Source organism: Pseudomonas putida (genome assembly GCF_001941965.1).
Lineage (GTDB): Bacteria > Pseudomonadota > Gammaproteobacteria > Pseudomonadales > Pseudomonadaceae > Aquipseudomonas > Aquipseudomonas putida_L.
Window position 1 is genome coordinate 40,566 of the sequence record NZ_MKZO01000029.1, and the last position, 25,606, is coordinate 66,171.

General features: G+C 59.2%; 25 protein-coding genes and 2 pseudogenes. 8 read left to right on the forward strand and 19 right to left on the reverse strand.

Annotated elements, in window-relative coordinates:
* Positions 1 to 105: 105 nt before the first annotated feature.
* The 4 genes and pseudogenes from PSEMO_RS17545 to PSEMO_RS17555 form a co-directional block, all read right to left on the reverse strand.
* A complete protein-coding gene (locus PSEMO_RS17545) occupies positions 106 to 705 on the reverse strand; it encodes a tRNA-uridine aminocarboxypropyltransferase (RefSeq protein ID WP_075804262.1) in 600 nt (199 codons plus the stop codon).
* A 78-nt stretch (positions 706 to 783) separates the two neighbouring features.
* Positions 784 to 1,911 carry a methyl-accepting chemotaxis protein gene (locus PSEMO_RS17550; protein ID WP_372239125.1) on the reverse strand — a complete coding sequence of 376 codons (1,128 nt, stop codon included), beginning with the start codon at positions 1,909 to 1,911 and terminating at the stop codon, positions 784 to 786.
* A 156-nt stretch (positions 1,912 to 2,067) separates the two neighbouring features.
* A pseudogene (locus PSEMO_RS34315) lies at positions 2,068 to 2,349 on the reverse strand (PAS domain-containing protein); the annotation flags it as partial.
* Between the two features lie 133 nt (positions 2,350 to 2,482).
* Positions 2,483 to 3,379: a LysR family transcriptional regulator gene (locus tag PSEMO_RS17555; RefSeq protein WP_075804264.1), complete on the reverse strand. Its 897-nt coding sequence runs from the start codon at positions 3,377 to 3,379 to the stop codon at positions 2,483 to 2,485.
* Positions 3,380 to 3,602: 223 nt separating this feature from the next.
* Here PSEMO_RS17555 and speB point away from each other — a divergent pair, with 223 nt between their 5' ends.
* Positions 3,603 to 4,553 carry an agmatinase gene (speB, locus tag PSEMO_RS17560; RefSeq protein WP_075804291.1) on the forward strand — a complete coding sequence of 317 codons (951 nt, stop codon included), beginning with the start codon at positions 3,603 to 3,605 and terminating at the stop codon, positions 4,551 to 4,553.
* Positions 4,554 to 4,695: 142 nt separating this feature from the next.
* A complete protein-coding gene (locus PSEMO_RS17565) occupies positions 4,696 to 6,075 on the forward strand; it encodes a sodium:solute symporter (RefSeq protein WP_075804265.1) in 1,380 nt (459 codons plus the stop codon).
* 104 nt (positions 6,076 to 6,179) lie between these two features.
* On the opposite strand, the gene PSEMO_RS33835 is transcribed toward PSEMO_RS17565, so the two are convergent.
* Together PSEMO_RS33835 and ptrR are read right to left on the reverse strand one after the other, a co-directional pair.
* Entirely contained in the window at positions 6,180 to 6,302 is a 123-nt protein-coding gene (locus PSEMO_RS33835) for a PA1414 family protein (protein WP_256721154.1), read from the reverse strand.
* 112 nt (positions 6,303 to 6,414) lie between these two features.
* Positions 6,415 to 7,308 carry a putrescine utilization regulator PtrR gene (gene ptrR / locus PSEMO_RS17570; RefSeq protein WP_075804266.1) on the reverse strand — a complete coding sequence of 298 codons (894 nt, stop codon included), beginning with the start codon at positions 7,306 to 7,308 and terminating at the stop codon, positions 6,415 to 6,417.
* 110 nt (positions 7,309 to 7,418) lie between these two features.
* Between ptrR and PSEMO_RS17575 the strand changes: the two genes are divergently transcribed.
* Positions 7,419 to 8,600: an MFS transporter gene (locus PSEMO_RS17575; RefSeq protein WP_075804267.1), complete on the forward strand. Its 1,182-nt coding sequence runs from the start codon at positions 7,419 to 7,421 to the stop codon at positions 8,598 to 8,600.
* Here PSEMO_RS17575 and PSEMO_RS17580 read toward each other — a convergent pair.
* Together PSEMO_RS17580 and PSEMO_RS17585 are read right to left on the reverse strand one after the other, a co-directional pair.
* On the reverse strand, positions 8,545 to 9,477 hold the full coding sequence (locus PSEMO_RS17580) for a DMT family transporter (RefSeq protein ID WP_075804268.1): 933 nt from the start codon (positions 9,475 to 9,477) through the stop codon (positions 8,545 to 8,547). The genes PSEMO_RS17575 and PSEMO_RS17580 overlap by 56 nt on opposite strands.
* A gap of 110 nt (positions 9,478 to 9,587) precedes the next feature.
* Positions 9,588 to 9,983, reverse strand: a complete 396-nt coding sequence (locus PSEMO_RS17585; RefSeq protein ID WP_075804269.1) for a transcriptional regulator — start codon at positions 9,981 to 9,983, stop codon at positions 9,588 to 9,590.
* A 117-nt stretch (positions 9,984 to 10,100) separates the two neighbouring features.
* On the opposite strand from PSEMO_RS17585, the gene PSEMO_RS17590 reads away from it, so the two are divergent.
* The gene (locus tag PSEMO_RS17590; protein ID WP_075804270.1) at positions 10,101 to 10,370 is read left to right on the forward strand and encodes a hypothetical protein; all 270 of its coding nucleotides are present in this window, start codon (positions 10,101 to 10,103) and stop codon (positions 10,368 to 10,370) included.
* A gap of 116 nt (positions 10,371 to 10,486) precedes the next feature.
* On the opposite strand, the gene PSEMO_RS17595 is transcribed toward PSEMO_RS17590, so the two are convergent.
* Positions 10,487 to 11,806, reverse strand: a complete 1,320-nt coding sequence (locus PSEMO_RS17595) for a DEAD/DEAH box helicase (protein WP_075804271.1) — start codon at positions 11,804 to 11,806, stop codon at positions 10,487 to 10,489.
* A gap of 147 nt (positions 11,807 to 11,953) precedes the next feature.
* Between PSEMO_RS17595 and PSEMO_RS17600 the strand changes: the two genes are divergently transcribed.
* Both PSEMO_RS17600 and PSEMO_RS33010 read left to right on the forward strand, forming a co-directional pair.
* Positions 11,954 to 13,252 (forward strand): mechanosensitive ion channel family protein, encoded by a 1,299-nt coding sequence (locus PSEMO_RS17600; RefSeq protein ID WP_075804272.1) that lies wholly within the window; start codon positions 11,954 to 11,956, stop codon positions 13,250 to 13,252.
* An 84-nt stretch (positions 13,253 to 13,336) separates the two neighbouring features.
* Positions 13,337 to 13,519 (forward strand): hypothetical protein, encoded by a 183-nt coding sequence (locus PSEMO_RS33010; RefSeq protein WP_144443590.1) that lies wholly within the window; start codon positions 13,337 to 13,339, stop codon positions 13,517 to 13,519.
* A gap of 54 nt (positions 13,520 to 13,573) precedes the next feature.
* Here PSEMO_RS33010 and PSEMO_RS33840 read toward each other — a convergent pair.
* The 8 genes and pseudogenes from PSEMO_RS33840 to PSEMO_RS17645 form a co-directional block, all read right to left on the reverse strand.
* A pseudogene (locus PSEMO_RS33840) lies at positions 13,574 to 14,070 on the reverse strand (transposase); the annotation flags it as partial.
* A 238-nt stretch (positions 14,071 to 14,308) separates the two neighbouring features.
* Positions 14,309 to 15,175, reverse strand: coding sequence for a sugar phosphate isomerase/epimerase family protein (locus tag PSEMO_RS17615; RefSeq protein ID WP_075804273.1), 867 nt, complete (start codon positions 15,173 to 15,175; stop codon positions 14,309 to 14,311).
* A gap of 169 nt (positions 15,176 to 15,344) precedes the next feature.
* Positions 15,345 to 15,653 (reverse strand): Dabb family protein, encoded by a 309-nt coding sequence (locus PSEMO_RS17620; RefSeq protein WP_075804274.1) that lies wholly within the window; start codon positions 15,651 to 15,653, stop codon positions 15,345 to 15,347.
* Between the two features lie 229 nt (positions 15,654 to 15,882).
* Entirely contained in the window at positions 15,883 to 16,653 is a 771-nt protein-coding gene (locus tag PSEMO_RS17625; RefSeq protein ID WP_075804275.1) for an SDR family NAD(P)-dependent oxidoreductase, read from the reverse strand.
* A gap of 26 nt (positions 16,654 to 16,679) precedes the next feature.
* A complete protein-coding gene (locus tag PSEMO_RS17630) occupies positions 16,680 to 17,705 on the reverse strand; it encodes an ABC transporter permease (RefSeq protein ID WP_218641244.1) in 1,026 nt (341 codons plus the stop codon).
* On the reverse strand, positions 17,702 to 19,252 hold the full coding sequence (locus PSEMO_RS17635) for a sugar ABC transporter ATP-binding protein (protein WP_081430275.1): 1,551 nt from the start codon (positions 19,250 to 19,252) through the stop codon (positions 17,702 to 17,704). The genes PSEMO_RS17630 and PSEMO_RS17635 overlap by 4 nt, the downstream gene beginning before the upstream one ends.
* Before the next feature lie 67 nt (positions 19,253 to 19,319).
* Entirely contained in the window at positions 19,320 to 20,327 is a 1,008-nt protein-coding gene (locus tag PSEMO_RS17640; protein ID WP_075804276.1) for a sugar ABC transporter substrate-binding protein, read from the reverse strand.
* A gap of 527 nt (positions 20,328 to 20,854) precedes the next feature.
* The gene (locus tag PSEMO_RS17645; RefSeq protein WP_075804277.1) at positions 20,855 to 21,724 is read right to left on the reverse strand and encodes an intradiol ring-cleavage dioxygenase; all 870 of its coding nucleotides are present in this window, start codon (positions 21,722 to 21,724) and stop codon (positions 20,855 to 20,857) included.
* Positions 21,725 to 22,050: 326 nt separating this feature from the next.
* Here PSEMO_RS17645 and PSEMO_RS17650 point away from each other — a divergent pair, with 326 nt between their 5' ends.
* Positions 22,051 to 22,965, forward strand: a complete 915-nt coding sequence (locus PSEMO_RS17650; RefSeq protein WP_075804278.1) for a LysR family transcriptional regulator — start codon at positions 22,051 to 22,053, stop codon at positions 22,963 to 22,965.
* A 4-nt stretch (positions 22,966 to 22,969) separates the two neighbouring features.
* Here the strand turns inward: PSEMO_RS17650 and PSEMO_RS17655 are convergent, their stop codons facing one another.
* The gene (locus tag PSEMO_RS17655) at positions 22,970 to 24,034 is read right to left on the reverse strand and encodes a maleylacetate reductase (RefSeq protein ID WP_256721155.1); all 1,065 of its coding nucleotides are present in this window, start codon (positions 24,032 to 24,034) and stop codon (positions 22,970 to 22,972) included.
* A 30-nt stretch (positions 24,035 to 24,064) separates the two neighbouring features.
* Positions 24,065 to 24,445, reverse strand: coding sequence for a nuclear transport factor 2 family protein (locus PSEMO_RS17660; protein WP_075804280.1), 381 nt, complete (start codon positions 24,443 to 24,445; stop codon positions 24,065 to 24,067).
* A 275-nt stretch (positions 24,446 to 24,720) separates the two neighbouring features.
* Between PSEMO_RS17660 and PSEMO_RS17665 the strand changes: the two genes are divergently transcribed.
* Positions 24,721 to 25,584: a sugar phosphate isomerase/epimerase family protein gene (locus tag PSEMO_RS17665; protein WP_075804281.1), complete on the forward strand. Its 864-nt coding sequence runs from the start codon at positions 24,721 to 24,723 to the stop codon at positions 25,582 to 25,584.
* Positions 25,585 to 25,606 lie beyond the last annotated feature (22 nt).

Genomic DNA, 25,606 nt, shown 5'->3' on the forward strand with positions numbered 1-25,606 from the left:
TGATGGCCCTATCGCTGGCAAGCCAGCTCCCACAGGTTCACCGGTGTCTGCAAGAGCACTGCTGTACCTGTGGGAGCTGGCTTGCCAGCGATGAGGCCATCAGCATCAGCGCAGATGATTGCGCTCGAACGTCTCCCTCCCCATCGCCGCAATCTGCCCCTCGATCAACACCTCGAACGGCCGCAGCAACGCATCGAAGCGCCCCGCCCCCTCCAGCACGTTCAGCGCCTGGGTCACCGCTTCCACCGTCGACAGCGCCCCTTCCTCCGGCGCCTTGCGCAGCCGGTAGCGGGAAGACTGCACCTGGGCCAGGGTCACCCGCGGCAACCCTTCCAGCAGCGGATTGAGGTACAGCAGCTTGCGCGCCTTGCGCCAGGTTCCGTCCGGCACGATCAGCAGCCACGGCCGCTCATCCGCCGAACCGGAATAGGCCGTCAACGCCTGCGCCTCGTCTCCCGGAAACAGCAGCCCCACCCGATACCCCGGCGTGGCGATCAACCCGGAAAGATCCTCGAACACCTCCCCCACCCGCAGTTCGGCATTGCGCAACCCCAACGCCGCCAGCCGCGCCGTATTCAGCGCATGGCGCACTTCATCGGGATGCTGCAACAGCACCACCCGGGTCCGGCTATCAAGGGACGGGATCGAGGGGCAAAGGCAATGGCTTTGTGGACGCAGGCAGCGTTCGCACTGGATTCTGGACATCGGGTTCTCCTGGGGCGACGGATTTTGCCACAGCAGTCCCGGAAAGCACCCACATCCTTGTGGGCCGGTGAAGGGAAGCTAACGATTAAAGCGTTCGGCGAGGTCGTGCAGGTAGCCGGCCATGCGCTCCAGTTCCTGGCTGATTTCCGCGCCTTCGCGGGCCTGCCCGGCGCTGCGGTCGCAGAGCTGGGCGATGCGCACGATCTGCTGGTTGATGTCTTCCACCACATGGCTCTGCTGCTCGGACGCCGTGGCGATCTGCTGGCTCATGCCGGTAATCCGGCTCACCGCCTCGCGAATCCCGCCCAGCGCCTGCTGCACCGCCTCAACGCTATGCACGCTGTCGCGGGAGATCTGCTCGCCCTTGCTGGCGCTGCTCACCGCCCGGTCGGCACCGGCGCGCAAGGAGGCGATGATCTGGTGAATTTCCTCGGTAGACGCCCGGGTACGCTGGGCCAGCGAGCGCACTTCATCGGCCACCACGGCGAAGCCCCGGCCCTGCTCCCCTGCCCGGGCCGCCTCGATGGCGGCATTGAGGGCCAGCAGGTTGGTCTGCTCGGCAATCGAGGTGATCACATCCACCACGCTGCCGATGGACTGGGTCTGCTCGGCCAGGGCATTGACCGCCTGGCCGATCTCGTGGACCGCCTCGGTCATGCTGCCCATGGCCTTGAGGCTCTGCTGGGCAAGATCACTGCCCTGGCGGGTAAGCTCGTCGGCGTCAGACGCGGCGTGGGCCGTGCTCTGCACGTTGTGCGTCACTTCCTGGATGGTCGCCGCCATCTGCGCCACGGCGGTGGCCGACTGATCCGTCTCGCTGCGCTGGCGGTCGAGCATCTGCGCCTGGGAGTCAGACAGTTCCGAGGACTGCGAAGCCCGGGTTTTCACGCTGACACCGGCGTCCACCAGGCGTGTCAGCGCCGTCTGCAGGCGCGCTTCCTCGCTGATCATCGCCAGATCGAGCTGACCTTGCGGTCCGAGATTTCGGCTGTAGGTCAGGGCCACCAAGGGGCTGGTGAAGGCTTTCGGATGTTCTGCCAGGGTACGGCGGATAATCCGGTTCTGGCGGTTCTCCAGAAGAAACCAGGCGCCCAGCAAACTGGCCATGAGCAAGCCGAGGGCGGCGTACTGGGGCAAGGTCAGGTAGCCGATCACCGAGACCAGCCCGGCCAGCAGCAACGGCCAGCCATGTTCCAGTACATCCATGGCCCTGGCAGCCAGCGGTGTCGGCGAGCGTCCGGCACGTAATCGGGCGTACAAGGCCGAGGCCCGGCCGACCTGCTCGCGGGTCGGCAACGAGCGCACCGACTCATAACCACTGATCCGGCCGTTTTCGTAGATCGCCGTGACATAGGCGCTGACCCAGTAGTAATCGCCATTCTTCGCGCGGTTCTTGACCACGCCCATCCACGGCCGGCCTTCCTTGATCGTCTCCCACATATGGCCGAACACCGCCGGCGGCATATCCGGATGGCGCACGATGTTGTGGGGCTGGCCGATCAGTTCTTCGCGGGTGAAACCGCTGATGGCGACGAAGGCATCGTTGCAGTAGGTGATTCGACTGTTCAGGTCGGTGGTGGAGATCAGTCGCTGTTCCTGGGGGAAGGTTCTTTCCTGCTCGGTGACGGGCAAGTTGTTACGCATCTTGCGATCCCTGCTGATGAGAGTGTGGGAAATTTCATCACAGCAAGAAAAGGTCTAGCAGAGCATTCATCCGGGTGTAGGCAATGAGCCAGTATTTTTACCATAAGCACAAAGTATTGCTGGCCATTTGCCTTTACCCGCTGGGGGTCAATTGCGCGCGCAACAGGTCGCGGAAGGTCTGGATCAGTGGCTCGCGGCTACGGCCCCGGCGGATGATCATGGAAAATGGCGCCTGGTAACCGAAGGTCGCTGGCGACAGCACCCGCAGGTCACCCTTGTCGGCCCAGGCCTGGGCGTAGTGTTCGGGCAGGTAGCCGATGTAGGCGCCAGACAGCACCAGGATCAGTTGCGCCTCCATGCTTTCCACGGTCGCCGCACTGTGCTTGAAGCCATGCCGGGCCAGTTCCGCCTGGCTCCAGTAACCGCGCCCGACCATGCGCTGCTGGGTGATCACCTGCTCGGGAATGCGCCGCTCGTGGTACAGCGGGTGGCGGTTGCTGCAATACAGCCAGTGCTGCTCGCGGTACAGCGGCTGGTAGACCAGGCCACTCATTCGCGTGGAGAACGCACCGATGGCCAGGTCCAGGCGATTATCCTGCACGCCCAGCTGCAATTCGTAGGGACTCGACACCGACAGGTGCAGGTGCACCGCCGGGTGTTCCTGGCTGTAGGCGCCGATGGCCTCGGCCAGGGGCAAGGCGCGGTCGCCGACGGTGGAGTCGATCACGCCCAGGTTGAGGGTGCCGCGCAACTCGCCCTTGAGCGCCGCCGCATATTGCTCGAAGCCATCCAGTTCGGCGAGCAGGCGCAGGGTCTCCTGGTGGAACAGCTCGCCCTTGCTGGTCAGGCTGAATCCGCCACGGCCGCGATGGCAAAGGACGATCCCCAGCGCCCCTTCCAACTGGCTCATGTAGGTACTGATGGCCGACGTGGACAGGTTGAGGTCACGCTGGGCATTGGCGAAACCCTGGTGGCGCACCACGCTGGCAAAGATGCGCAGCAACTTCAGGTCGGGCAGGTTCGAGGCCATGGCAGGGGCGTCCGCAGGTCGGAAATCGCCACAGTCTAAACGCGCTCGGGCTAATAGTTTAGAAAAACCTGAACTAAGTATTTGCCGGTAGCGATTCTTCCCGGGCACTACCTTTTGCAGACTGCGCCGCACAGCAACTGTTCCAGGACACTTTCGGCTGGCTGGCCGGTGTCGAGAACAGATATCAACAACTAGAACAATCGAATCGATGAGGCCCGAAACCGTGGACAAGATTCTGCACCAACCACTGGGCGGCAACGAAATGCCGCGCTTCGGCGGCATCGCTACCATGCTCCGCCTTCCTCACCTGCAAAGCCCGGCCGGCCTGGACGCTGCCTTTATCGGCGTGCCGCTGGACATCGGTACCTCCCTGCGCTCCGGCACCCGCTTCGGCCCGCGGCAGATCCGCGCCGAATCGGTGATGATCCGCCCGTACAACATGGCCACCGGCGCTGCGCCGTTCGACTCGCTGTCGGTCGCCGATATCGGTGACGTGGCAATCAACACCTTCAACCTGCTCGACGCCGTGCGCATCATCGAAGAAGCCTACGACGAGATCGTCGCGCACAACGTGATCCCCCTGACCCTCGGCGGCGACCACACCATCACCCTGCCGATCCTGCGCGCCCTGCACAAGAAGCACGGCAAGATCGGCCTGGTGCATATCGATGCCCACGCCGACGTCAACGACCATATGTTCGGCGAGAAGATCGCCCACGGCACCACCTTCCGCCGCGCCGTGGAAGAAGGCCTGCTGGATTGCGATCGCGTGGTGCAGATCGGCCTGCGTGCCCAGGGCTACACCGCCGAGGACTTCAACTGGAGCCGCAAGCAGGGCTTCCGCGTGGTCCAGGCCGAAGAGTGCTGGCACAAGTCGCTGGAGCCGCTGATGGCGGAAGTCCGCGAGAAGGTCGGCGGCGGCCCGGTGTACCTGTCCTTCGATATCGACGGCATCGACCCGGCCTGGGCGCCGGGTACCGGTACCCCGGAAATCGGCGGCCTGACCACCATCCAGGCCATTGAAATCATCCGTGGTTGCCAGGACCTCGACCTGATCGGCTGCGACCTGGTGGAAGTCTCCCCACCCTACGACACCACCGGCAACACCTCGTTGCTGGGTGCCAACCTGCTCTACGAAATGCTCTGCGTGCTGCCCGGCGTAGCCCGTCGCTAACCGCCATGGCAAGGAGCGTCATGCGGCAGGAGCCATGACGGCGACCCGTTGAGCACGGGTCGCGCTACTACGAAGAAAAGACCCGTGGCGCCTTGCCGCGCCCGGGATCGATCTCACATAAAAAAGATAATTGGAGACACCCATGGCCTTGGACATATTCGTTGTACTGATATACGCCGCCGGCATGCTGTTGCTGGGCTGGTACGGCATGCGCCGCGCCAAGACCCACGAGGAATACCTGGTGGCAGGACGCAATCTGGGCCCGACCCTGTACATGGGTACCATGGCCGCCACCGTGCTGGGCGGGGCTTCCACCGTCGGCACCGTCAAGCTGGGCTATGTCCACGGCATCTCCGGTTTCTGGCTGTGCGCCGCGCTGGGCCTGGGCATCATCGCCCTCAACCTGTTCCTCGCCAAACCCCTGCTGCGCCTGCGCATCTTCACCGTGACCCAGGTGCTGGAGCGCCGCTACAACCCGATGGCGCGCCAGGCCAGTGCGGTGATCATGCTCGCCTACGCGCTGATGATCGGCGTGACCTCGACCCTGGCCATCGGCACCGTGCTGCAAGTGCTGTTCGAACTGCCGTTCTGGGCGGCGATCCTGCTCGGTGGCGGCGTGGTGGTGGTGTACTCGACCATCGGCGGCATGTGGTCGCTGACCCTGACCGATATCGTCCAGTTCGTGATCAAGACCGTGGGCCTGATGTTCGTCCTGCTGCCGATCTGCCTGTACCGCGTCGGCGGCTGGGACCAACTGGTGGCCAAGCTGCCGGAAGCCAGCTTCAGCCTGACCACCATCGGCTGGGACACCATCATCACCTACTTCCTGATCTACTTCTTCGGCATCCTGATCGGCCAGGACATCTGGCAGCGGGTGTTCACCGCCCGTGACGAGAACGTCGCCAAGTACGCCGGCACCACCGCAGGTATCTACTGCGTGATCTACGGCCTGGTCTGCGCGGTGATCGGCATGGCCGCCCATGTGCTGCTGCCGGACCTGGGCAATGCCAACAACGCCTTCGCCGCGATCGTCAAAACCGCACTGCCGGACGGCATCCGTGGCCTGGTGATCGCTGCGGCCCTGGCTGCGATGATGTCCACTGCCAGTGCTGGCTTGCTGGCGGCGTCCACCGTATTGACCGAAGACCTGCTGCCGAAGCTGCGTGGCGGCAAGCAGTCGAGCCTGGCGATCAACCGCCTGTTCACCCTGCTGACCGGTATCGCCGTGCTGGGCATTGCCCTGGTGGTGGAAGACGTGATCAGCGCCCTGACCCTGGCCTACAACCTGCTGGTGGGTGGCATGCTGGTGCCGCTGATCGGCGCGATCTACTGGAAGCGCGCAACCACTCGCGGCGCCATCGTCAGCATGAGCCTGGGCTTCGTGACCGCGCTGGCGTTCATGATCAAGGACGGGATGGATGCGAACACGCCGATCTACTACAGCCTGGCGATCGGGCTGGTCAGTTTCGTGGTGGTGAGTTTGCTGTCGCGGCCGGCGGTGAATGCGGCCAAGCTGGCTTGATGGGAAGCTGCAAGCTTTAAGCTTCAAGCTGTAAGAAAAAGCCGGCCAGTGGCACGAATGCTTTTTCTTGCAGCTTAGGGCTTACCGCTTGCAGCTCGACTCCCTCAGCGCCGCGGCTGACGCCTGCGCTTCTCTTCATCGGCAGGAATCGGTACCGGTTGCATCGGCGGGATCAGGCCCAGGGCCACCGCCAGGTCGTGGAGCCAGTTCATCATCAGGTTTTTCATAAGGTCCCCCTTGAGGGTCATCGTGGCAATCCAATAGCAACGATGTTTCCCAGTCATCATAGGACGAAATCCTACATGCCGCTTGTAGAATTCAACAGCTTTCTGATCCGGATCAAGCGCTGAGCGCCTGGCCGACGGACGGTGCTTCCCGCCCCTCCTCCTGCAAGCTCACCCAGGCATCCAGATTCGCCCCACGCATGCCACGGCGCCAGACCAGCCAGGTGGTCGCCTGGTCGAACGGCGTCTGCAAGCGATGCACCGCGACATTCTCCCGACCCGGCAAGCTGTCGAGCATCGACTGCGACATCAGCGCCACCCCGGAGCCCGCCACCACGCAGGCCAGCATGCTCGGGTAGGACTCGATCTCCATGGCCCGGCCCATGGCCGCATGGTCATGTGCGTACCAGGCTTCCAGGCGCATGCGGTAGGAACAGCCCTTGCGGAAGGTGAACACCGCCCGCCCCGCCACATCCCTCGCACTGCGCACCGGAGGATGGTCAGGCTCGGTGAGCAGGACCAGGGTTTCCTCGCACAGCGGCACACCATCCAGGCCCGCCAGCGACAGCGGGCCGTCCAGCAACGCGGCGTCGAGGCGTCCGGCCAATAAACCTTCAAGCAATTCGCCACTGGGCGCGGTCTGCACCTGCAGGTTCACCGCCGGATAAGCCTTGTGGTACCGGGCGAGCAAACCCGGCAGATGAATCGCCGCCGTGCTGTACATGCTGCCGAGAACGAATTCGCCAGCCGGCTGCCCGCCCTGCACGGCCGCGAAAGCCTCGTCATGCAGCGCCAGCATGCGCCCGGCGTAGTCCAGCAACACCTTGCCGGCCGGCGACAATTGCAGGCGCTGGCGCTCGCGATGGAACAGCTCGACACCCAGCTGATCCTCAAGCTGGCGCAGACGGGTCGAGAGGTTGGACGGCACGCGGTGCAACTGTTCGGCAGCGCGGGTCACCGAGCCGGTCTCGGCCACGGCCTGGAAAATGCGCAGTTGGCTCAGCTCCATAACCGTTCTCCAAAATCGAACAAGTCGCTCATTATTATTCAATTTTTATGAATGACAACCACCGGTAGTCTGACAGCATCGAACGCATCCTTCTGACAGGAGTACCGGACATGTCGCCCACCCTGCGCTTACTCGCCAGCTTCGTGGCCCTGATGATGGCCATGGGCATTGGCCGCTTCGCCCTCACCCCGCAACTGCCGCACCTGGTCGGCGAAGGCCAGTTGAGCCTCACCGCCGCCGGCCTGGTGGCCGCCGCCAACTACCTCGGCTATCTGCTCGGTGCGCTGGATGCGATGTTCGCCCGCCGCCCGCAGCAGGTGCGCCTGCGCCTGAACCTCGGCCTGTGGCTGTGCGTGCTGCTCACCCTGGTGTCGTACAGCGCCGACGGACTTATCAGCCATGCCCTGCTGCGCTTCGGCACCGGTGTCGCCAGCGCCTGGGTGATGGTGATGATCACCAGCCTCAGCCAGCCACTGGCGGCGCGCAGCAATCTGCCGCGACTCGGCGCACTGGTATTCGCTGGCCCAGGCCTGGGGATCATGCTGACCGGCCTGCTGGCCCTGGTGTCCAACCTCTTCGGCCTGGGCTCGGCGCCGCTGTGGCTGATCTATGCCGCCACGGCGCTGATCATGCTGCTGGCCGTGCGCCCGCTGCTCCCGCAACCTGAAGAAAGCCCGCTGCAACCCGCCAGCGGCCTGACCACCCATCCGACCCGGGGCGTCGCCCGCCTCGGCCTGATCTATGGCCTGTACGGTATCGGCTACATCATTCCGGCCACCTTCATGTCGCAGATGGCGAATGCGCGCTTCCAGGGACAGTGGATGGCCGACCTGTTCTGGCCCGGTTTCGGGCTGGCGGCGGCGATTGGCGTGATGCTGCTGAGCCTGCGTCGGCCGACGACGAACAGCACACCGCGCTGGCTGATGCTGACCCTGTGGCTGCAAGCGGCGGGTGTGTTCGCCTGCCTGATGGGCGACGGCCTCGGCCTGGCCTTGGGCGTAATCCTCTGCGGCACGCCGTTCCTGGCCTGCATGCAACTGGTGATGCAGCGCTCGCGGGAACTGGCGCCCCACTCGACGCAACGCAATGCCGGCCTGCTCACCGCCTGCTTCGCCGTCGGCCAACTGTGCGGCCCGTTGCTGGCCGCACTGAGCAATCAGTTCGCCGGCAGCCTGCAACCGGCGCTGATGGTGGCCGGCAGCGGCTTGCTCCTGGCCGGCCTGCTGACCCTGCGGCCTAACGCTGTCCCAGCATTGTGCGCAACCGCCTGCGCACCCACTGCTCGGCGCTGACCAGGACGATCCCCAGCAGCACGCAAACCGCGCCGAGGATGAAGTTCAGGCTCAGGGGCTCATCCAGCAGCAGCACACCGAAGGTCACGCCGAAGATCGGCGTGACGAAGGAGAACACCGCCAGGTTCGAGGCCAGGTATTTGCGCAGCAGCCAGAACCAGGTCAGGTAACTGAAGAACGACACCACCAAGGCCTGGAACAGCACGCTGCCGATGGCGATAGGGGTCAGGGAGACGTGGGTGATCTTGCCGCTGAACGCCGCGATCAGCAGCAGGCCGACGAAGCCCACCGCCAACTGGTAGAACAGGGTCAAGGTCGCCGGCGCCTCGGACAGCCGCGAGCAGCGCACCACCACGGTGGTCGCGCCCCAGGCCGCGCCGGCCAGCACGCCGAAGGCATCGCCCAGCAGCATCGGGCCATTGAGATCATCCAGCGACACGCCGCCGGCGAAGGCCACGGCGATCCCGCAGAACGACAGAAGGATGCCCAGCCACTGCAACGGCCGCAGGCGCTCGCTGGGCAGGCTGAAATGCAGGCCGAGGGCCGTGAAGACCGGGGCGGTGTAGAGGAACACAGACATATGCGCCGCCGAAGTGCGCAGCAGGCCCTCGGCGATAAACAGGAACTCCAGGCCGAACAACGCACCGGCCAGCAAGCCCGCGCGCCAGGTCGTCCCGACCTGCTCCCAGCCGCCGCGCCAGCACATCAGCAGGCCGACCAGCAGCGCAGAGATGCCGGAACGGGTCGCCGCCTGCATCACCGGGGCGATGTCGGCGGCGGCCCACTTCACCATGACCTGCTGGACACCCCAGATCAGGCACAGGCCCAGCATGACCTGGAAGGCGAAGGCATCGGGATTGCGACGGGTAGCGCTCATCGCGCACCCCCGAACTCTGGCAACGGCATGACTACCTCTTGGCAGCTAGGAATTGGCGCCAATTATTGATGACGGTGGTCAGGTATTACCAGATATGTCTTGCACCATTTTCAGGCAATCTGCGCTTTCGAGGCGACCTCCTCGAAGGTGGCTTCATCCAGGGCGTCGGCCTGGTCGTTGAGGACCTGGCGCGGGTGATCGTTGCCCGGGATGCTGCTATCGATCAGGCTCAGCAGGCGCGAGCCGCGTTCGGTCAGCACGTAGTTCTCGCCGTTGCCGCCTTCTTCTTCCGGGCGATCGGCGATATAGCCGCGCTCAAGGAGCACGCGTTCGTAGTCGCAGGCGCGGGTTTTCAGGTGGTCGACGTCCGGTACCGGCTCGCCGGCGGCCGCCAGTTGCGCGGCGTGCTGTTCGGCGTAGGGGCGCGGGGTGAAGTGCTGGTCGGCGCTGTTCTGCACTTCGTGGAGCAGGCGTTCGATCAGGTCCCAGTCATACACAGTGCTCATGGCAAAGGCCTCGCGTGGTGACAGTCAAGGTTGTGACCGGCCCGGTTCGCCGCGGTTCGACTGAACTTTCCCGGCGGTGCCGTCCTCAACCGGAAACCTGGACAAGGAGGCTCGACCATGAAGACCCTGATGATGCTGACCGCCACCGCCAGCCTGCTGTTCGCCCTGCCAAGCTGGGCCTGCACGCTGGAAGAAGCGACTGAGAAACGTGAGGAACTGGCCAAGGAAGTGACCCGGCTGACGGAGCAGAATCCGCAGAAGGCCAAGGAGATCAATGAGGAATTGCGCGGGATGAAGCTGGGGACCGAGTCGAAGGATCTGCCGGACAAGTGCCAGTTGATCGACAAGCGGTTGCAGGAGTTGCGGGAGGCCGAGAAGAAGACCTGATCTTGCAGTGGATTTAAGGGCCTCATCGCTGGCAAGTCAGCTCCCACAAGGATCGCGTGCACCGCTGAACCTGTGGGAGCTGGCTTGCCAGCGATAGGGCCCTCAAGGGCGACAGATTACTCGGCTGCCGGAGCCCGCTTCTTCAACGGCGCCAGACCATCAGAGCTTGCCAGCGGCGCATTAGGACGCGGCTTGGCAGTCGGCTTGCGCTTGGCCACAGCCTTCTTGTCGCCCTTCTTGTCGGTCTTTTTCTTCTTCGCCCCAGCCGCCTTGCCCGAAGCCTTGACCTTCTTCGGCCCGCTGTAGGTGCCCTTCACTTCCTTGATCACCCGGCGCTCGAAACTCTGCTTCAGGTAGCGCTCGATGCTCGACATCAGGTTCCAGTCGCCGTGGCAGATCAGCGACACCGCCAGGCCATCGGCGCCGGCACGGCCGGTACGGCCGATACGGTGCACATACTCGTCACCACTGCGCGGCATGTCGAAGTTGATCACCAGGTCCAGGCCGTCCACGTCCAGGCCACGGGCCGCCACGTCGGTGGCCACCAGCACTTTCGCGCCGCCGGTCTTGAAGCGTTCGATGGCCAGCTTGCGGTCCTTCTGGTCCTTGTCGCCGTGCAGAACGAAGGCCTTCATGTCCTTGGCCACCAGGTGACCGTAGATACGGTCGGCCATGACCCGGGTGTTGGTGAAGATAATGGCCTTTTCGTAGGTCTCGTTGGCCAGCAGCCACTGGGCGATCTGCTCTTTGTGCTGGTTGTGGTCAGCGGTGATGATCTGCTGGCGGGTGGTTTCGTTGAGCTGGCTGACGGCGTTGAGCATCAGGTGCTCGGGGTCCTTGAGGACCTTGTCGATCATCTCGCGCAGGCCGGCACCGCCGGTGGTGGCGGAGAACAGCATGGTCTGCTGGCGGTTCGGGCATTCACCGCACAGGCGCTCGACGTCTTCGGCGAAGCCCATGTCCAGCATGCGGTCGGCTTCGTCCAGCACCACCACCTGCACATGTTCCAGTTCCAGGTTGCCGGCGTTCAGTTGCTCGAGCATGCGCCCCGGGGTGCCGACGAGGATGTCCGGCACCTTGCGCAGCATGGCGGCCTGTTCCTTGAAGTCTTCACCGCCGGTGATCATGCCCGACTTGATGAAGGTGAACTGGGAGAAACGCTGGATCTCCTTGAGGGTCTGCTGCGCCAGTTCGCGGGTCGGCAGCAGGACCAGGGCGCGGATCTCGACGCGTTTCTGGTTCAGGTCGACCAGGCGGTTGAGCAGCGGCAGGACGAAGGCCGCGGTCTTGCCGCTACCGGTTTTCGCCGTCACCCGCAGGTCACGCCCTTGCAGGGCCAGGGGAATGGCCGCGGCCTGCACCGGCGTCGGCTCGACAAAGTTGAGTTCGGCGACGGCTTTGAGCAGGCGTTCGTGCAGGGCGAATTGGGAGAACACGGATGTAACCTCGGGCATGTGCAGAAATTCAGCCACATAGGGTAACGTTTTCCGCCGCCGGAGCCGAATTTCTTTTTGCCCGCAGGGTGCTCGCAAGGCTCTAATGGACCGCCTGTTTTCCCCCTTTCACGAGATTTTCCATCCCTCATGGCTATTCAACAGTTCTGGCAAGACGCCCTCGACCTCTGGGGCACCCTCGACCAGCACCCCTTGCTGCACGCCGGTATCGGCCTGGTCGTGCTGTTGCTCGTCGCCCTGCTGATGGGCCGGGTGGCGCGCTTCGTCATCCTCCACGCGGTCAAGCTGCTCAGCCGACAGCCGGCATTGCACTGGCTCAAGGACCTGCTGCAAAACAAGGTGTTCCACCGCCTGGCGCAGATCACCCCGTCGCTGGTGGTGCAGTTCGGCCTCAAGCTGGTGCCGGAACTGAGCGTCACCAGCCAGCATTTCCTCGGCAACCTGGCGCTGGCCTTCACCATCCTGTTCCTGCTGTTCGCCGTCGCCGCGCTACTCGATGCCCTGCTGGACATCTATGCACGCACCGAACACGCGCGGACCCGCTCGATCAAGGGTTATGTGCAACTGGCGAAGATGGTGTTGTACGTATTCGGCGCGATCATCATCGTCGCCACCCTGATCGACCGCTCGCCGCTGTTGCTGCTGTCCGGTCTGGGTGCCATGTCGGCGGTGATCCTGTTGGTCTACAAGGACACCCTGCTGTCCTTCGTCGCCAGCGTACAGCTGACCAGCAACGACATGCTGCGGGTCGGCGACTGGATCGAGATGCCCCAGGTCGGGGCTGATGGCGATGTGGTGGATATCACCCTGCACACGGTCAAGGTGCAGAACTTCGACAAGACCATCGTCTCCATCCCCACCTGGCGCCTGATGAGCGAATCCTTCCGCAACTGGCGCGGCATGCAGCAATCCGGCGGACGGCGGATCAAGCGCAGCCTGTTCATCGATGCCGGCGGCGTACGCTTCCTCACCGCCGAAGAACAGCACCGCCTCAGCGATGTGCGCCTGCTCAAGGACTACCTCGCGCAAAAGCGCAACGAACTGCACACCTGGAACGAATCCCAGGGCCAGGTCGCCGAGCTCTCGGCCAACCGCCGCAAGCTGACCAACATCGGCACCTTCCGCGCCTTCGCCCTCGCCTACCTGAAGAACCACCCCGACGTGCAGCAGGGCATGACCTGCATGGTCCGGCAGATGCAGACCACCGCCGAAGGTGTGCCGCTGGAGATCTACTGCTTTACGCGGACCACGGTGTGGGCGGAGTACGAGCGGATTCAGGGGGATATTTTCGATTATCTGCTCGCGGTGTTGCCGGAGTTTGGGTTGGCGTTGTATCAGCAGCCTAGTGGGAGTGATTTGCGGGCGGGGTTGGCTGGGCGGCCTGTGGCGCCGGTGGAGCGGCGGGTGGGTGAGATGAGTGAGGTTTGAGAGGTTCGCAACTGCCAAATGCACCAGCGTCTGCCGTGCTCGAAACGAGCGCGGCATGCACTAGCGAGAAGCATTGGAGGGCTTATGGCCGGCCTGATAAAAGCGTCACGTTCTGACAGCAAAGGCGACTTTGCAGCCAGGGTGCTGGATCGCTACAGCTCGAAAGAAGCTGTGAGCACGTTTGCGCGTGAGCTATTCCGGACGGAGGACTCGGCATCCATCAATGAGCGTTTTGCCAAGGCCAGTCGTAAAGTCTCGGCATATTGAACAGCGGAGTGCACTCCATCCCCTGCTCTGCGGCCCCCTGCGCAAGACGCAAGAAATAAACGGTTTCATGCGATACAGGTCACAGTATCGGCGTAGTGCATCAGCATCGTAACCCTTGTCGGGCATAAACCAGCGGCAGCGTTTTCGAGGTCGGCCGCGTTGCTCGTCGGGATGCAGACATCGTCCGGCAATGGCTCTGCGTAGCTGATATCACTAGCTTGACCGCCAGAAAGCAGTGAACAGCAGTTGAATCGATCATTTCAGGTCTGCAGGTCGAGGAGCCCTTGATCATTGAGCTTCAGATGCAGTCGCTTGAGCATCTGCTCGAAGGTTCCCCTGTTTCGCCAAAGCCGGAAGCGGTGATAAACCGTTCGCCAGGGCCCAAAGCACTCGGGCATGTCGCGCCAGGGAGCACCGGAGCGCAGCAACCACAGCACGCCATCGAGCATCAGGCGATCACTTGATCGCGGCCTGCCTCTTGTGTGGGTTGAGGTGAACAGATCTGCGACCAGGTTCCATGCTTCTTCCCAAAGTTCGTAGCGCTTAGCCATCACAGGATTCCTTTCCATAGATGGCTGAAAACCTTAAAAAATCTCAGCGTTCGCGGCACTGAAGTTCGGTTTCGCTCAATTTCAGACAGAACCAGGGACTCTGAAGGACGGTGATCAGCGACTGGATACGAAATAGGCGGGAGACAATCAGCATGGCCGGGCCGGATGCTGAGATTAGACATTCGACCCTCTACTGGCGTAGAGGATCGAATGTCTAGAACAAGAGCTGATCGAGCTATCAGGCGATAGCTTTTTTAACAGCACGTTCGATGTAAGGCCGACCTGCGTCCATGGCGTCACGCAGACCTTTTTCAAGAGCCTTCTGACGCTGCGCTTCCGAGATAATTTCAATCCCGACCGGGCCGTTGAAGCCCGTTTTGTAGATGGCCGCGAGGAAACCATCGATGTCGAAGGAGCCTTGGCCTGGCAGGATACGGCGGTTCAAGGTGTCGAACCAGATATCGCGCTCTACTTCTGCAGCAGCGTCGTTGATCTCGATCGACACGATCATCTCACCTGGAAGTGCGGCGATGTCGGCATGAGGAATGTTGTTACGCTCCATGTGCCAGATATCCAGGAGCAGGCCGCCTTTTTTGACACCTGCAGCCTCTACCACTGCGCGGCTTTCCTTAACGGTAGCCAGGTTAGTGAACGGCATTACCTCGATACCTACTGGCAAGCCGCGCTTTTCAGCATCGGCACAGAGGCCTGCGAAACTTTCAGCCATCTGCTCGATATTCAGTTCCTTGGACTGGAAATCGCCAGAGACTTTCAAGTGATGGGCGCCTAGCGCTTCACCTGCCTCCAGAAGGATGGCCCGCTGACGATCCGACTCAACTCGACGCTCGCCTGTTGCGAACCAGTCAGTCAGGATCTCGACCTCAAGATCTACGATGCCGTTACCTTTCAGGATTCGGCTTAGCTCGGCATAACCAATGGTGTCACGCGCAGCAACCAAATCATCGAGAACAAGGCCTGCGCCCGCATAGCCGAGCTTGCCGGCCATCTCGTAACGTTCCTTGAAGCTACGCGAGGACGCCTCAGCCCCACAACCTGGGAAGCGATCGCCGGCGATAGTCCAGTAGCTTGCGATGATATTTGTCATAGTTCTCTCCGTTTCGGATTGTGATACAACTTGATCCGCATTTCAGATCGATTAAGAGTTCCCAGTGTCCATGCCGCATTCAAAGCCGCAGAGCCTTTATAAGGCTATGACACACAATTGTTCGTCTCGCTAAAAGTTAAATGCTAGGGAGAAGCCTAGCCGCGTGCTTTCAGTTAGCGTGCACTCGGTAATCTACTTGATGACGAGCGATGCGCATTCCTTCTAGGTCACGCCGTATATCCAGGTGACGAGGATGTTCGGCGTATGCGTTCAGCGCTTCGACAGAATGGAAAACTGAATAGAGTACGACATCACAGGCGTAGCTAATCCGGCTTTCATCAATCCCAACTTCTAGTTCAACTAATCCAGGAATCTGACCCACCAGCGATTCGAATTTACGCTTGACGAGCTGCGCCGCTTCCGAACGCTCATGCTCGTTCTCGCCTTGAACGTTCCACATCACAATGTGTTTAATCATTTTGCTCCTCCCTTTCGCGAGCGCACTCATCGTAAGCGCACAATTCGCGGAGCGAAACGTTGATTCTGGGAAACTCTTTTTCAGTTTTGCGGCACGTATAAAAAGGCGGCCTACTCTCTCTTTTTCAGACCAGACGACCTTTTAAAGCGTTACAGCAAACTGGCAAGTCAACTGCCCGAAGGAACATCACTCACGTAAGCTGCCCTTCGGGATCAGTCCAGTGTGGACATCAACCTGCGGAATAGCCGCCGTCGACCATAAGCTCTACGCCTGTAATACCGCTTGCAGCATCCGATGCAAGGAATGCCACGGTGTCCGCAATTTCGTGGGTTTCCATCAGACGCCCGACGGGCATGTCATCCAGCCACTGCGCCATGAAACCAGGCTGACTATCGCCTGAAGCGTGGAGCATTTTGGTCTTGGTGTAAGCCGGCGCAACGGCATTTACCCGCACTCCGGTTCTTGCCCATTCGATTGCCAAATTGCGGCACATCCGAGATACCGCAGCCTTGGATACGTCATATCCGATGTGAATTTCTGGTCGAACGGCGGTAACGGCACAGATGGACGTAATGCCAATGATGTTACCGCTGCCCTGCTTCAGCATTTGGCGCCCGGCGGCACGCATCGCGTAGAACGTACCATCTAGGTTGATGGCCATCACTCTGCGCCAGGTAGCATCATCATGATCAACAGTGGTGGACTGGTAGGAAATCCCAGCGTTGGCGACCAGGATATCGAGCTTGCCGTGACGACTGACAGTCTCAGCCACGACAGAGTCGACAGCAGCGCTGTCAGTCACATCAGCGACGATCCAGTCGACGCTCGCACCGATCGATGCAGCTACCTCAGCTACGTGGTGGCTGACGTCGGTCAGCACCACCTTCGCTCCCATTTGAGCCAGGCTCAGTGCAATGGCTTCACCCATGCCACCGGCGCCGCCAGTTACCAGTGCCACCTTACCATCGAGACGCAGGCGATCAGGAAGTGTATTCGACATCTCTATTACCCTTTTATTGTTGGTTATTAGCTGCGCGGAGTGCCGCCACTGATGCGTGCAATGATGAGAGCTATAAGGATGATCGCGCCGAAGCAAGCATCAATCCAGAATGCCGCGATCTGGGCGAGAGTCAGAACATTCTGCAGGATGCCGAGCATCAGAACGCCGGTCAGTGCACCAATCAAACGTCCTTGGCCACCGTTCAGGCTAATGCCACCGATTACCGCTGCAGCGAACACGTAGAAGATCATGTTCTGACCTTGGCTAGCGACGACCGAGGCGATACGGCCAGTCAGCATCAAGCCAGCCAGAGCGGCCAGAAGCCCACCGATGATGAAAGCCGCCCACACCATACGATCAACCGGGATACCAGCTACCCGAGCTGCCTGAGGGTTACCGCCGATAGCGTAGAAGTTACGACCGATGCGGTGATAGCGAAGGAACAGACCAAACGCGATGTAGAGCAGGCCTGCAATCCAGATCGAGACGGGCAGACCGAACCACTTGCTGTTACCCAGGTAAAGGAATTCATCCGGCAGGCCGTAGAGAGTTTGGCCATTGGTCATGCCAACGGTCATACCACGGAGCAGGATCAGCATTGCCAGGGTGGTGATGAACGCGTTTAGGCCAAGACGCACGATCAAGAAGCCGTTGATCAAGCCGACCAACGCACCAATGGAGAACACCACCAGAATCCCAGCCCAGCCTGGAATACCCAGTCCGGAACCACCGATGGTCGTGTCGCTCAGCATCAGCCAAGCTGCAACCATGGGCGCAATACCGACAGTCGATTCCATGGACAGGTCGAACCTGCCTGCGATCAGAATGAGCGCCTGGGCGATGACAATGATCGACAACTCAGAAGACTGTTGAAGAATGTTGATCAGGTTGCTAGGCCGAAGGAAGGCATCACTGACGGACGCACCGACGATGCAAAGGAGAATGATCACAGGAACCAAGGCAAGCTCGCGCAAGCCCAAACGTCGCACGCAACCACCACCCTGATTGCCCTCAGGCTTGGCTGCCACCATGTTCATATTTGCTGCTTTCATTTCTCACCTCCCAAACCTTCGATGGCTGCGACCATTTGATGATCGTTCCAGCCCCGCTTGATACTTGTAGTAATGGCACCGTGGAAGATGACCTCCACACGGTCGCAGATTGAAAGTTCGTCCAGCTCGTCCGAACAAACGAGTACGGCCAGCCCATCCTTTTGGGCCCGAGCAATTACATCGAAGAGCGCATTCTTCGACGCAATATCCACGCCTTGAGTTGGCGAAACCACGACGAGCAGCTTTGGCTTGTCAATGAGCGCACGCGCCATAATGCCCTTCTGCTGATTGCCGCCGCTCAGCTCTCCGATTGGCTGAAGCTGGCCTGCAGAAACGATTGCAAAATCGCGAATCTGCTCTGCGGCAGCCTCTGCCTGGCGACTAGGCAGCACGAAACCTGCCGGGCCGAGCCGATCATTGATTGCAATAGTGATGTTCTCGGCAATGGAGAGCTGCGGCAGTATTCCTTCCTCATGCCGATCACGAGGAACGTATCCAACACCTGCTTTACGCATGCGTCTTACGTTGCCTACTGGCAAATCCTGGCCATCAAGAAGCACCGTCCCGCTATCAGGCACTCTCAATCCAGCGAGAATTTCAGCGATCTTTTCCTTGCCTGAACCGGCAAGACCAGCGATACCGACGCACTCGCCTTTACGGATGCAGAGATCGATGCCCTTCAGTTCGCCTTCGATGGACAGCCCTTTGATTTCCAGCCCCTGGCCCGGAGTATCTTCAAAGGTCACCTCGCTCGTGTTACAACGGCGAGACGAGACCGCAGCGCCCACCATTGCCTCTACCAAAGCAGGACGGGGCAGCTCTGACAACGCGCAGTCAGCAACTTTTTTGCCGTCTCGAAGCACCGTCACGCTATCGCAAATCTCATAGATTTCTTCGAGATGGTGCGAGATGTAGCAGAAGGTCACACCGTCATCACGTAAGGCATTGATGCTATCGAACAGTCGGCTTACCTCACGGCGCTCCAACTCTGCGGTCGGCTCGTCGAGGATGATGAAGCGGCTGCCCTGGGCCAGCGCTCGAGCGATCTCCATGATCTGACGCTCCTCCACAGTCACGTCAGAGGCGAGTTTGTCTGGGGACAGATTCAGACCCCATTGCTCAAGGATCGTGGCAGCTTGCTCACGCATCCCTTTCCAGTCGATCAAGCCAAAGCCATTACGCGGATGCGAGTTCAGAAACAGATTCTCAGCAACAGTAAGCTGAGGAATCACCGTCCAACGCTGATAAACACAAGCGACGTGTTTCTGCCAGGCACGACGGTCACTGGTACGCGGGGCGGGCTGTCCCTGGAACGAAACTGACCCGCTTGACGGCGCGTGAATGCCGGTCAAACAACCGATCAGCGTCGACTTACCTGCACCGTTCCTACCTACCAACGCGCGGCTTTCACCGGCATTAATCTGCATGTTGATGCCATGGAGAATCTCCACGGAGCCGAAGCTTTTTCGAAGATCATGGGTGGCGACAATAATATTGTCGGATGCACGTTCGGATGTCGCCGAAGCGACTACAGCGGCAGAAGTCATCTGCAGCCCTCCTTTTGTTTTTGTTATGGCCGGAGGTGGGTAACGCCCCACCACCGGTGGACTTGAGTTACTGTGCCGCGTTGCCCCAGAGCGCCTTGTCATCGACATTATCTGGAGTCACCAAGGGCGCCGACAGGAAATCGACTGGGTTTCCGTCCTGCATCACGATTGTGCTGTTGTGATTAGTCGGCCCTGGAGAAAAGGTTTCCTTCGCGATTGCGCGCTTCAGGTACTCGACCCCGTGTGTGGCATAGCCGTTGAGAGGCTGGGCCACAATCGCATCTAGGTAGCCAGCACGCATCTGCTGTAGGGCATAAGGAGTGCCGTCAATACTCACCGCAACCACATGGCCATCCTGTCCGCGCGGCTTGAGCTTGCCCACGGCCTTGAGTGCGTTCAGCACACTGTTGAGCATGACGGAGTCGCTTTGCAGATAGATCGCTGCAAGATCCGGGGTCGAACCGAGAACTGTTTGAGTGGCGGTAGCGGTCTTGTCTGCTCGCCAGTTCGTAGGCTGCTCGATGATTTCCACTGAGGGAAACTTCTGTGCCATGCAGTCGCTAAAACCTTTGGTTCGTTCACGACCATTGGTTGTAGCCTGGTCACCCAAGAGCGAGAGCACCTTGCCCTTCCCTCCAATGGCCGCCCCCAGTTGCTCGCATGCCATGCGCCCCATCATCACGTTGTCAGCGCGCACAATCATGGCCACCTTACCGCCGGCAGGAGCCATGTCGATGGCGACAACAGGGATTTCCGACGATTCCGCAGCCTTCAATGCTGGAATGATCGCCCGGCTATCAGTGGGGTTAACCAGGATGCCGTTCGCGCCGCTGGCAATAAGGTTCTGCATGTCGGAAATTTGCTTGCCCGCATCACCGTTCGCATTGGTAGCCGGCATAGTCTCCAGGCCTGCCCCTTTCGCTTCGGCGAGCGCCTTTTTGACCAAAACCGCTTGGAAAGGATCGGTAAGGAAGCCAGCACTGTATCCAACCCTCTGCGCCTCTTCGGCAACGGCACTGCAGATGGTTCCGGCAGAAATACACACACCTACGGCCACAGCCAAATAGGATTTCATTTCGCGTCTCCTCGATGAGCCTTATTGTTTCTTTTATTAAACTATCGAAACGGATTTCTTTCGCTACAAGCGCGACTTTATTCCGGAGCTCCTTGGCTCCTGCCACTCCCACTACGGCTAACTATTTCACTAGCATGCCAGCGCCTTCCTAGGCTCATCTGTGAATCTGAAGCTCTGAACCATCATTACCCAGTCTCTCCCAGAGATAAACTGGGGAAACTGGCAATCTTATTTTCACTGGCTGAAAAAGTGACGAAGGGCTTCGATGCCCAGCTCTACGAAATCGACAATAAAATCGGCGCCCACATGGCCAACCCACGCTAAAACAAGGGTGAAATAGTTGCCTAGCTAAGCAACTTCCTTGCTTTATGGCTGCATATGGAAAACTCGCTTCCCGGAATGAAAAAATGCTGCTCTCAGACGCCTGCGGATAGTCAGAGAGTTCTCTGAGCCATCTCACGACATTCGAAAGCAGCATTTACATAAACACGGCAGCCCATAGGTACCGATTGGAATCGGTAAGTGTCTTACGCTGCGCGCACAGGGTTGAGGATAAAATCAAATTCCAGAGTATAGAAGGCGGTTTCATAGAGGTTACCATCCGGCGCAATACCAGCCTCATGACGCACCCACTCAGCGACCAGCGATGAGCGCACACCGAACACCGCATCAGAATCGAGGTACTGACAGCCCTCTTTGAACACATGAGTTACGAGCCTCTCGTATCCTTCAGCAGTAATCATGAAATGAAGGTGCGCCGGCCTCCATGGATGGCGGTTCAATGCCTGCAGCATTTGACCGACTGGGCCGTCGTGCGGGATTGGGTAAGCCTGGGGAACGATAGTCTTGAAGTTGAACGCACCGTGGTCGTCGGCCTGCAGCACCGCACGCCCCTGGTGCTCTGCCATTTCAGGGTTCTGCACATCGTAGAAGCCCTCGTCATCCGCCTGCCAGACTTCGAGAATGGCATGAGGAATTTCAGCACCATCAATGCTCTTCACCGTACCCGATACGAACCATGGCGAGCCGGACAGACCGTTGCTGATGTCAGCACCAAGATCGTAACGAGGGGCGTCCTGGACATGGAACGGCCCAAATACTGTCGCTTCGGTGCAGCCCATCGGTTTGCGATGGTTCTGAGCTGTCACCAAGGTAGACAACCCGAGCGTATCCGAGAGCAGGATGAATTCTTGCCTGGTTGGGCTACACATCTGACCAACGCGAGTGAGGAAGTCGATGCCGTAGTCCCACTCCTCTTCAGTCAGCTGAACCTCTCGAGCGAATGAATGGAGATGCTGTACCAGCGAGGTCATGACCTGGTGTAGCCGTGGATTGGGCGTATCTGCATTCCGCGCAATCACAGCCTGGGTCACCGTTTTTTCGTCAAGGTTGCGCATAAATCCCTCACCTTATATTTTCTTATTTAATTGATTATCACGGCCAAGCAGACCGCATCTCGATACCTTTAAATTATCGAGACCGTACATTAATGAGAACAACAAAAGTGAAATAGAATTTTCCTGAAATGGAAAACTCAATCTCAATAAAGCTAGTACACTGTCATCAAGAAAAGATTCAGCCTCACCCTTTGTCAACCTCTGCTCTACTCTGAGCGGAGCGGGCAGCTATTTATCAACCTCTCACGGCCTGACAGACTGAGCTCACTGCCCTCGCTGTCAAAGGCGAAACTATAAGAAAAATAGTTTAATCGAGAGGATACATAATGGATCGGCTCACTGAGTTAGAGCTATTTGTCCACACTGCCGAACTCGGAACCCTTAGCAAGGCCGCCGAACTCCTCAATATTTCCAACGCTTCGTCAAGTCGACACCTGGCCGCCCTCGAAGAGCGCCTGAATGTTCGCCTGATTGATCGAAACACACGTAGATTGTCGCTGACGCCGTCTGGCCATGAGTTCTATCACCGCTGCAAAACACTGCTATCAGATCTCAAGGAAGCGGAATCATCCCTCACAGTAGCCTCTGCCGACCCAAGCGGCACCTTAACCATCACCGCATCGATTTCCTTCGCAATGCTCAACCTTGCGCCGCTTATCCCTAAGTTCCGCAAGCGGTACCCGATGATCAAGATCAAACTACTGGGCGCAAATCGATACTATGACATTATGGATTCAGAGGTGGATCTCGCTATCCGCACGCGTGAATTCGAGCCTGACTCAAATCTGAGCATACGGCGACTAGCTGAAACTCGACGTGTTCTGGCAGCTTCTCCTGGTTACCTTCATCAAAGAGGCACACCGAAAACCGTAGAAGATCTGGCTCGCCATGACATGTTGCTCTATAGCCATGCCAATCAACCCCGACAACTTAATTTCCAGCGCGGGGAAGAAACCGCATCTATCTCCATTGACCCCATCCTCGAAACGAACGATGGACAAATCGTGCGAGCTGCAGCTCTGGCTGGTACCGGCATACTTGTACAGCCCATGTACATTATCTACGACGATTTGATTTCAGGGCGGCTAGTGCCAGTCCTAGATGACTGGCACCTTCCGAAGCTCACAATCAATATTGCGTTTCAGGACAAGCGTTACATGCCCGCTAGAACCAGGCTATTCATTGACTTCCTAGTGGAAGAGTTTGAACAGCAGCAATACCAACATTACTGGACTCGCTGAGACCTTAGCTCGGGCGATTACCCTCGAATGCATTTTGCAGCAGTTCGCGAATAGCCACACGCTCGATTGGGCGAGGGTTCCAGTAAGGATTAGACAGCGCAATGTCCGTGGCCTTGTCCAAGTCAGCCTCAGTCAACCCCAGCTCGCGCAAGGTCAGCGGCGCGCCCAACGATTCGGCAAGGTCGAACAGTGCGGCGCCGGCTGATTTGGATTCATCACCCAAGGCGCGACTGATGCGCATAGCAGCCTCAGGCGCCGCTTCAGCGTTGTAAGCGATGGCGTGCGGCAGAACGACAGTGTGGGTTTGAGCGTGAGGAAGATTGAAGCTTCCGCCCAGGGTATGGCAGAGCTTGTGATGCAAAGCCATGCCTACGTTGCCAAGAACAGTTCCGCACAGCCAAGCGCCATAAAGGCAGTCACTGCGGGCACCAATGTCCTTGGGGTCTTCCACAACGCTACGCAGACCGTCAGCGAGTGCACGAATACCCTCTTCAGCGAGTAGCGACATGACAGGATTGCCGTCTTTCGCATACAAGCCTTCAGCCGCATGCGCGATCGCATTGATACCGCTCGTCACCGACATCCCCACCGGCAGAGATACGGTGAGATCCGGATCGTAAATGACGGTACGTGGCAGAACACGGGGATCCTTGCCAGTGGTTTTGAGCCCTGCCTCAGTAATACCATAGACAGGCGTCATCTCAGAGCCGGCATAGGTCGTAGGGATAGCCAAGATCGGCAGCCCAGAGTCCAACGCAATTGCCTTACCAAGACCAGTTGTAGAACCGCCACCGATTGCGATAGCGCAGTCAGCGTCCAGTTGACGAGCCACCTCACGAGCTTCCCGGGCCGTTTCGATAGGCACGTGCATGACGGCCTTGTCGAAGATACCTGCCGCTCGCGCGCCCAGCAGGTCTGCAATGCGTTGGGCCTGATCACGCTGATCCGGCGTCGAGAGAATCAACGCCCGCCGAGCGCCCAGCTTATCGATTTCAGCTTCGAGTTGTTGAATCGAACCCTGGCCAAAAACTACTCGACCAGGCTGAGAGACGTAGGTGAAGTCTTTAATACTCACAATGAACTCCTGCTTAAAAACGTATCAGGCAATTGGCGTAGGCTGGTAGGCGTACAACTTCCATTGCTCACCGGAGCGCACCCAGACAGCGAGACATTTGTTACGCAGATTCTTCCGCACACCACCAGCAGTGATTTCTGCATTCATCTCACCGATAACCAGAACCGTATCACCCAAAACGCGAATAGACTCAATGGGATGCTCCACTTTATGGTAGGTGTAGTACCCGTCGTAGCATTTCTTCAAATACGAATCCAGGGTATCAACAACACCATTCGAGTGGGCATAGGACAGCTCTGGATGTGAAATCCTTTCGAACACCTTGAAGTCAGATGCAACAATAGCGGCGTACCGCTCGTCCTCCAGAGAACGAATCACTCCTTCGATGTCACGCTCATTAGTCATAAGTAGTCTCTTTTCAGATCTTCGAATCGCGCTATATTTGCTAACCAAATTAGCAACGCTCTAGCTCCATTCAGCCTATCCGTATCGATACCTCCAATACATACAGGTAGCGGAAAACTGAATTCCGCCGACGAAAGAATCTTTAAAACGATCTTTTTTCCAATCAGGGAAAAGTGTTTTCTAGAATTGGGCTTCCATCTCCCGCCCCAGCATTCTTACTATTTGCCCATCGCTACTACGTGCCACAAAAACAAATCGCACCACTGGAGTCTGTAATGAGCAAGCAAAACATCGAACTGTTGGCCTCCTACTTCACCCTGGCGGGTGATGTCTATCCATTCGGCCCAACGGAGATCAGCCCATTCACTCTGCAACAGCGTGCAGAAGCGGCCGCCAAGGCCGGTTTCAAGGGCCTCGGGCTGATCCATCAAGATCTGCTGGCTACCGCTGATAAAATCGGCTATCCAACGATCAAGAAAATCATGCAAGACAACGGCATGAAACACTTGGAGTTGGAGTTCTTGGTGGACTGGTACCTTGACGGTGATCGCCGCAAAGCCTCTGATAAGTTCCGCGAAGAGATCCTGGACGCTGCCGAAGCGATTGGCTGCCGCAGCGTAAAAATCGCTCCTGGTCTGCATGACACCACACCAGCAGACATTCCTCGCATGGCTGAAGCCTTTGCCGGCGTTTGCGCCGATGCCGCCAAGCGTGGCGTGAACATCGTCATCGAAATCATGCCATTCAGCAACGTAGCCACCATCGACACCGGTCTTGCGATCGTGCAATCGGCTGATCAGCCGAACGGCGGCCTGCTGCTGGACACCTGGCACATCGCTCGTGGTGGCATGGATTACTCCGAGATCGCCAAGATCCCGAGCCACTTCATCAAGTCCATTGAACTCGACGATGCAGCCGCAGAGATTGAGGGCTCGCTGTGGGAAGACACCATTTACAACCGCAAACTCTGCGGTGAGGGTGCCCTGAACCCGGCAGCCTTCATCAAAGCCGTCCAAGATGTTGGCTACAAAGGGCCATACGGCGTGGAAATTCTTTCCAAAACCTACCGCAAGCTTCCACTGGAAGAGATGGCTCGTCGCTCGTTTGAAACCACAATGGCTCAGTTCCAGGCGGACTGATCGCCTACCCCTTATCTACTGC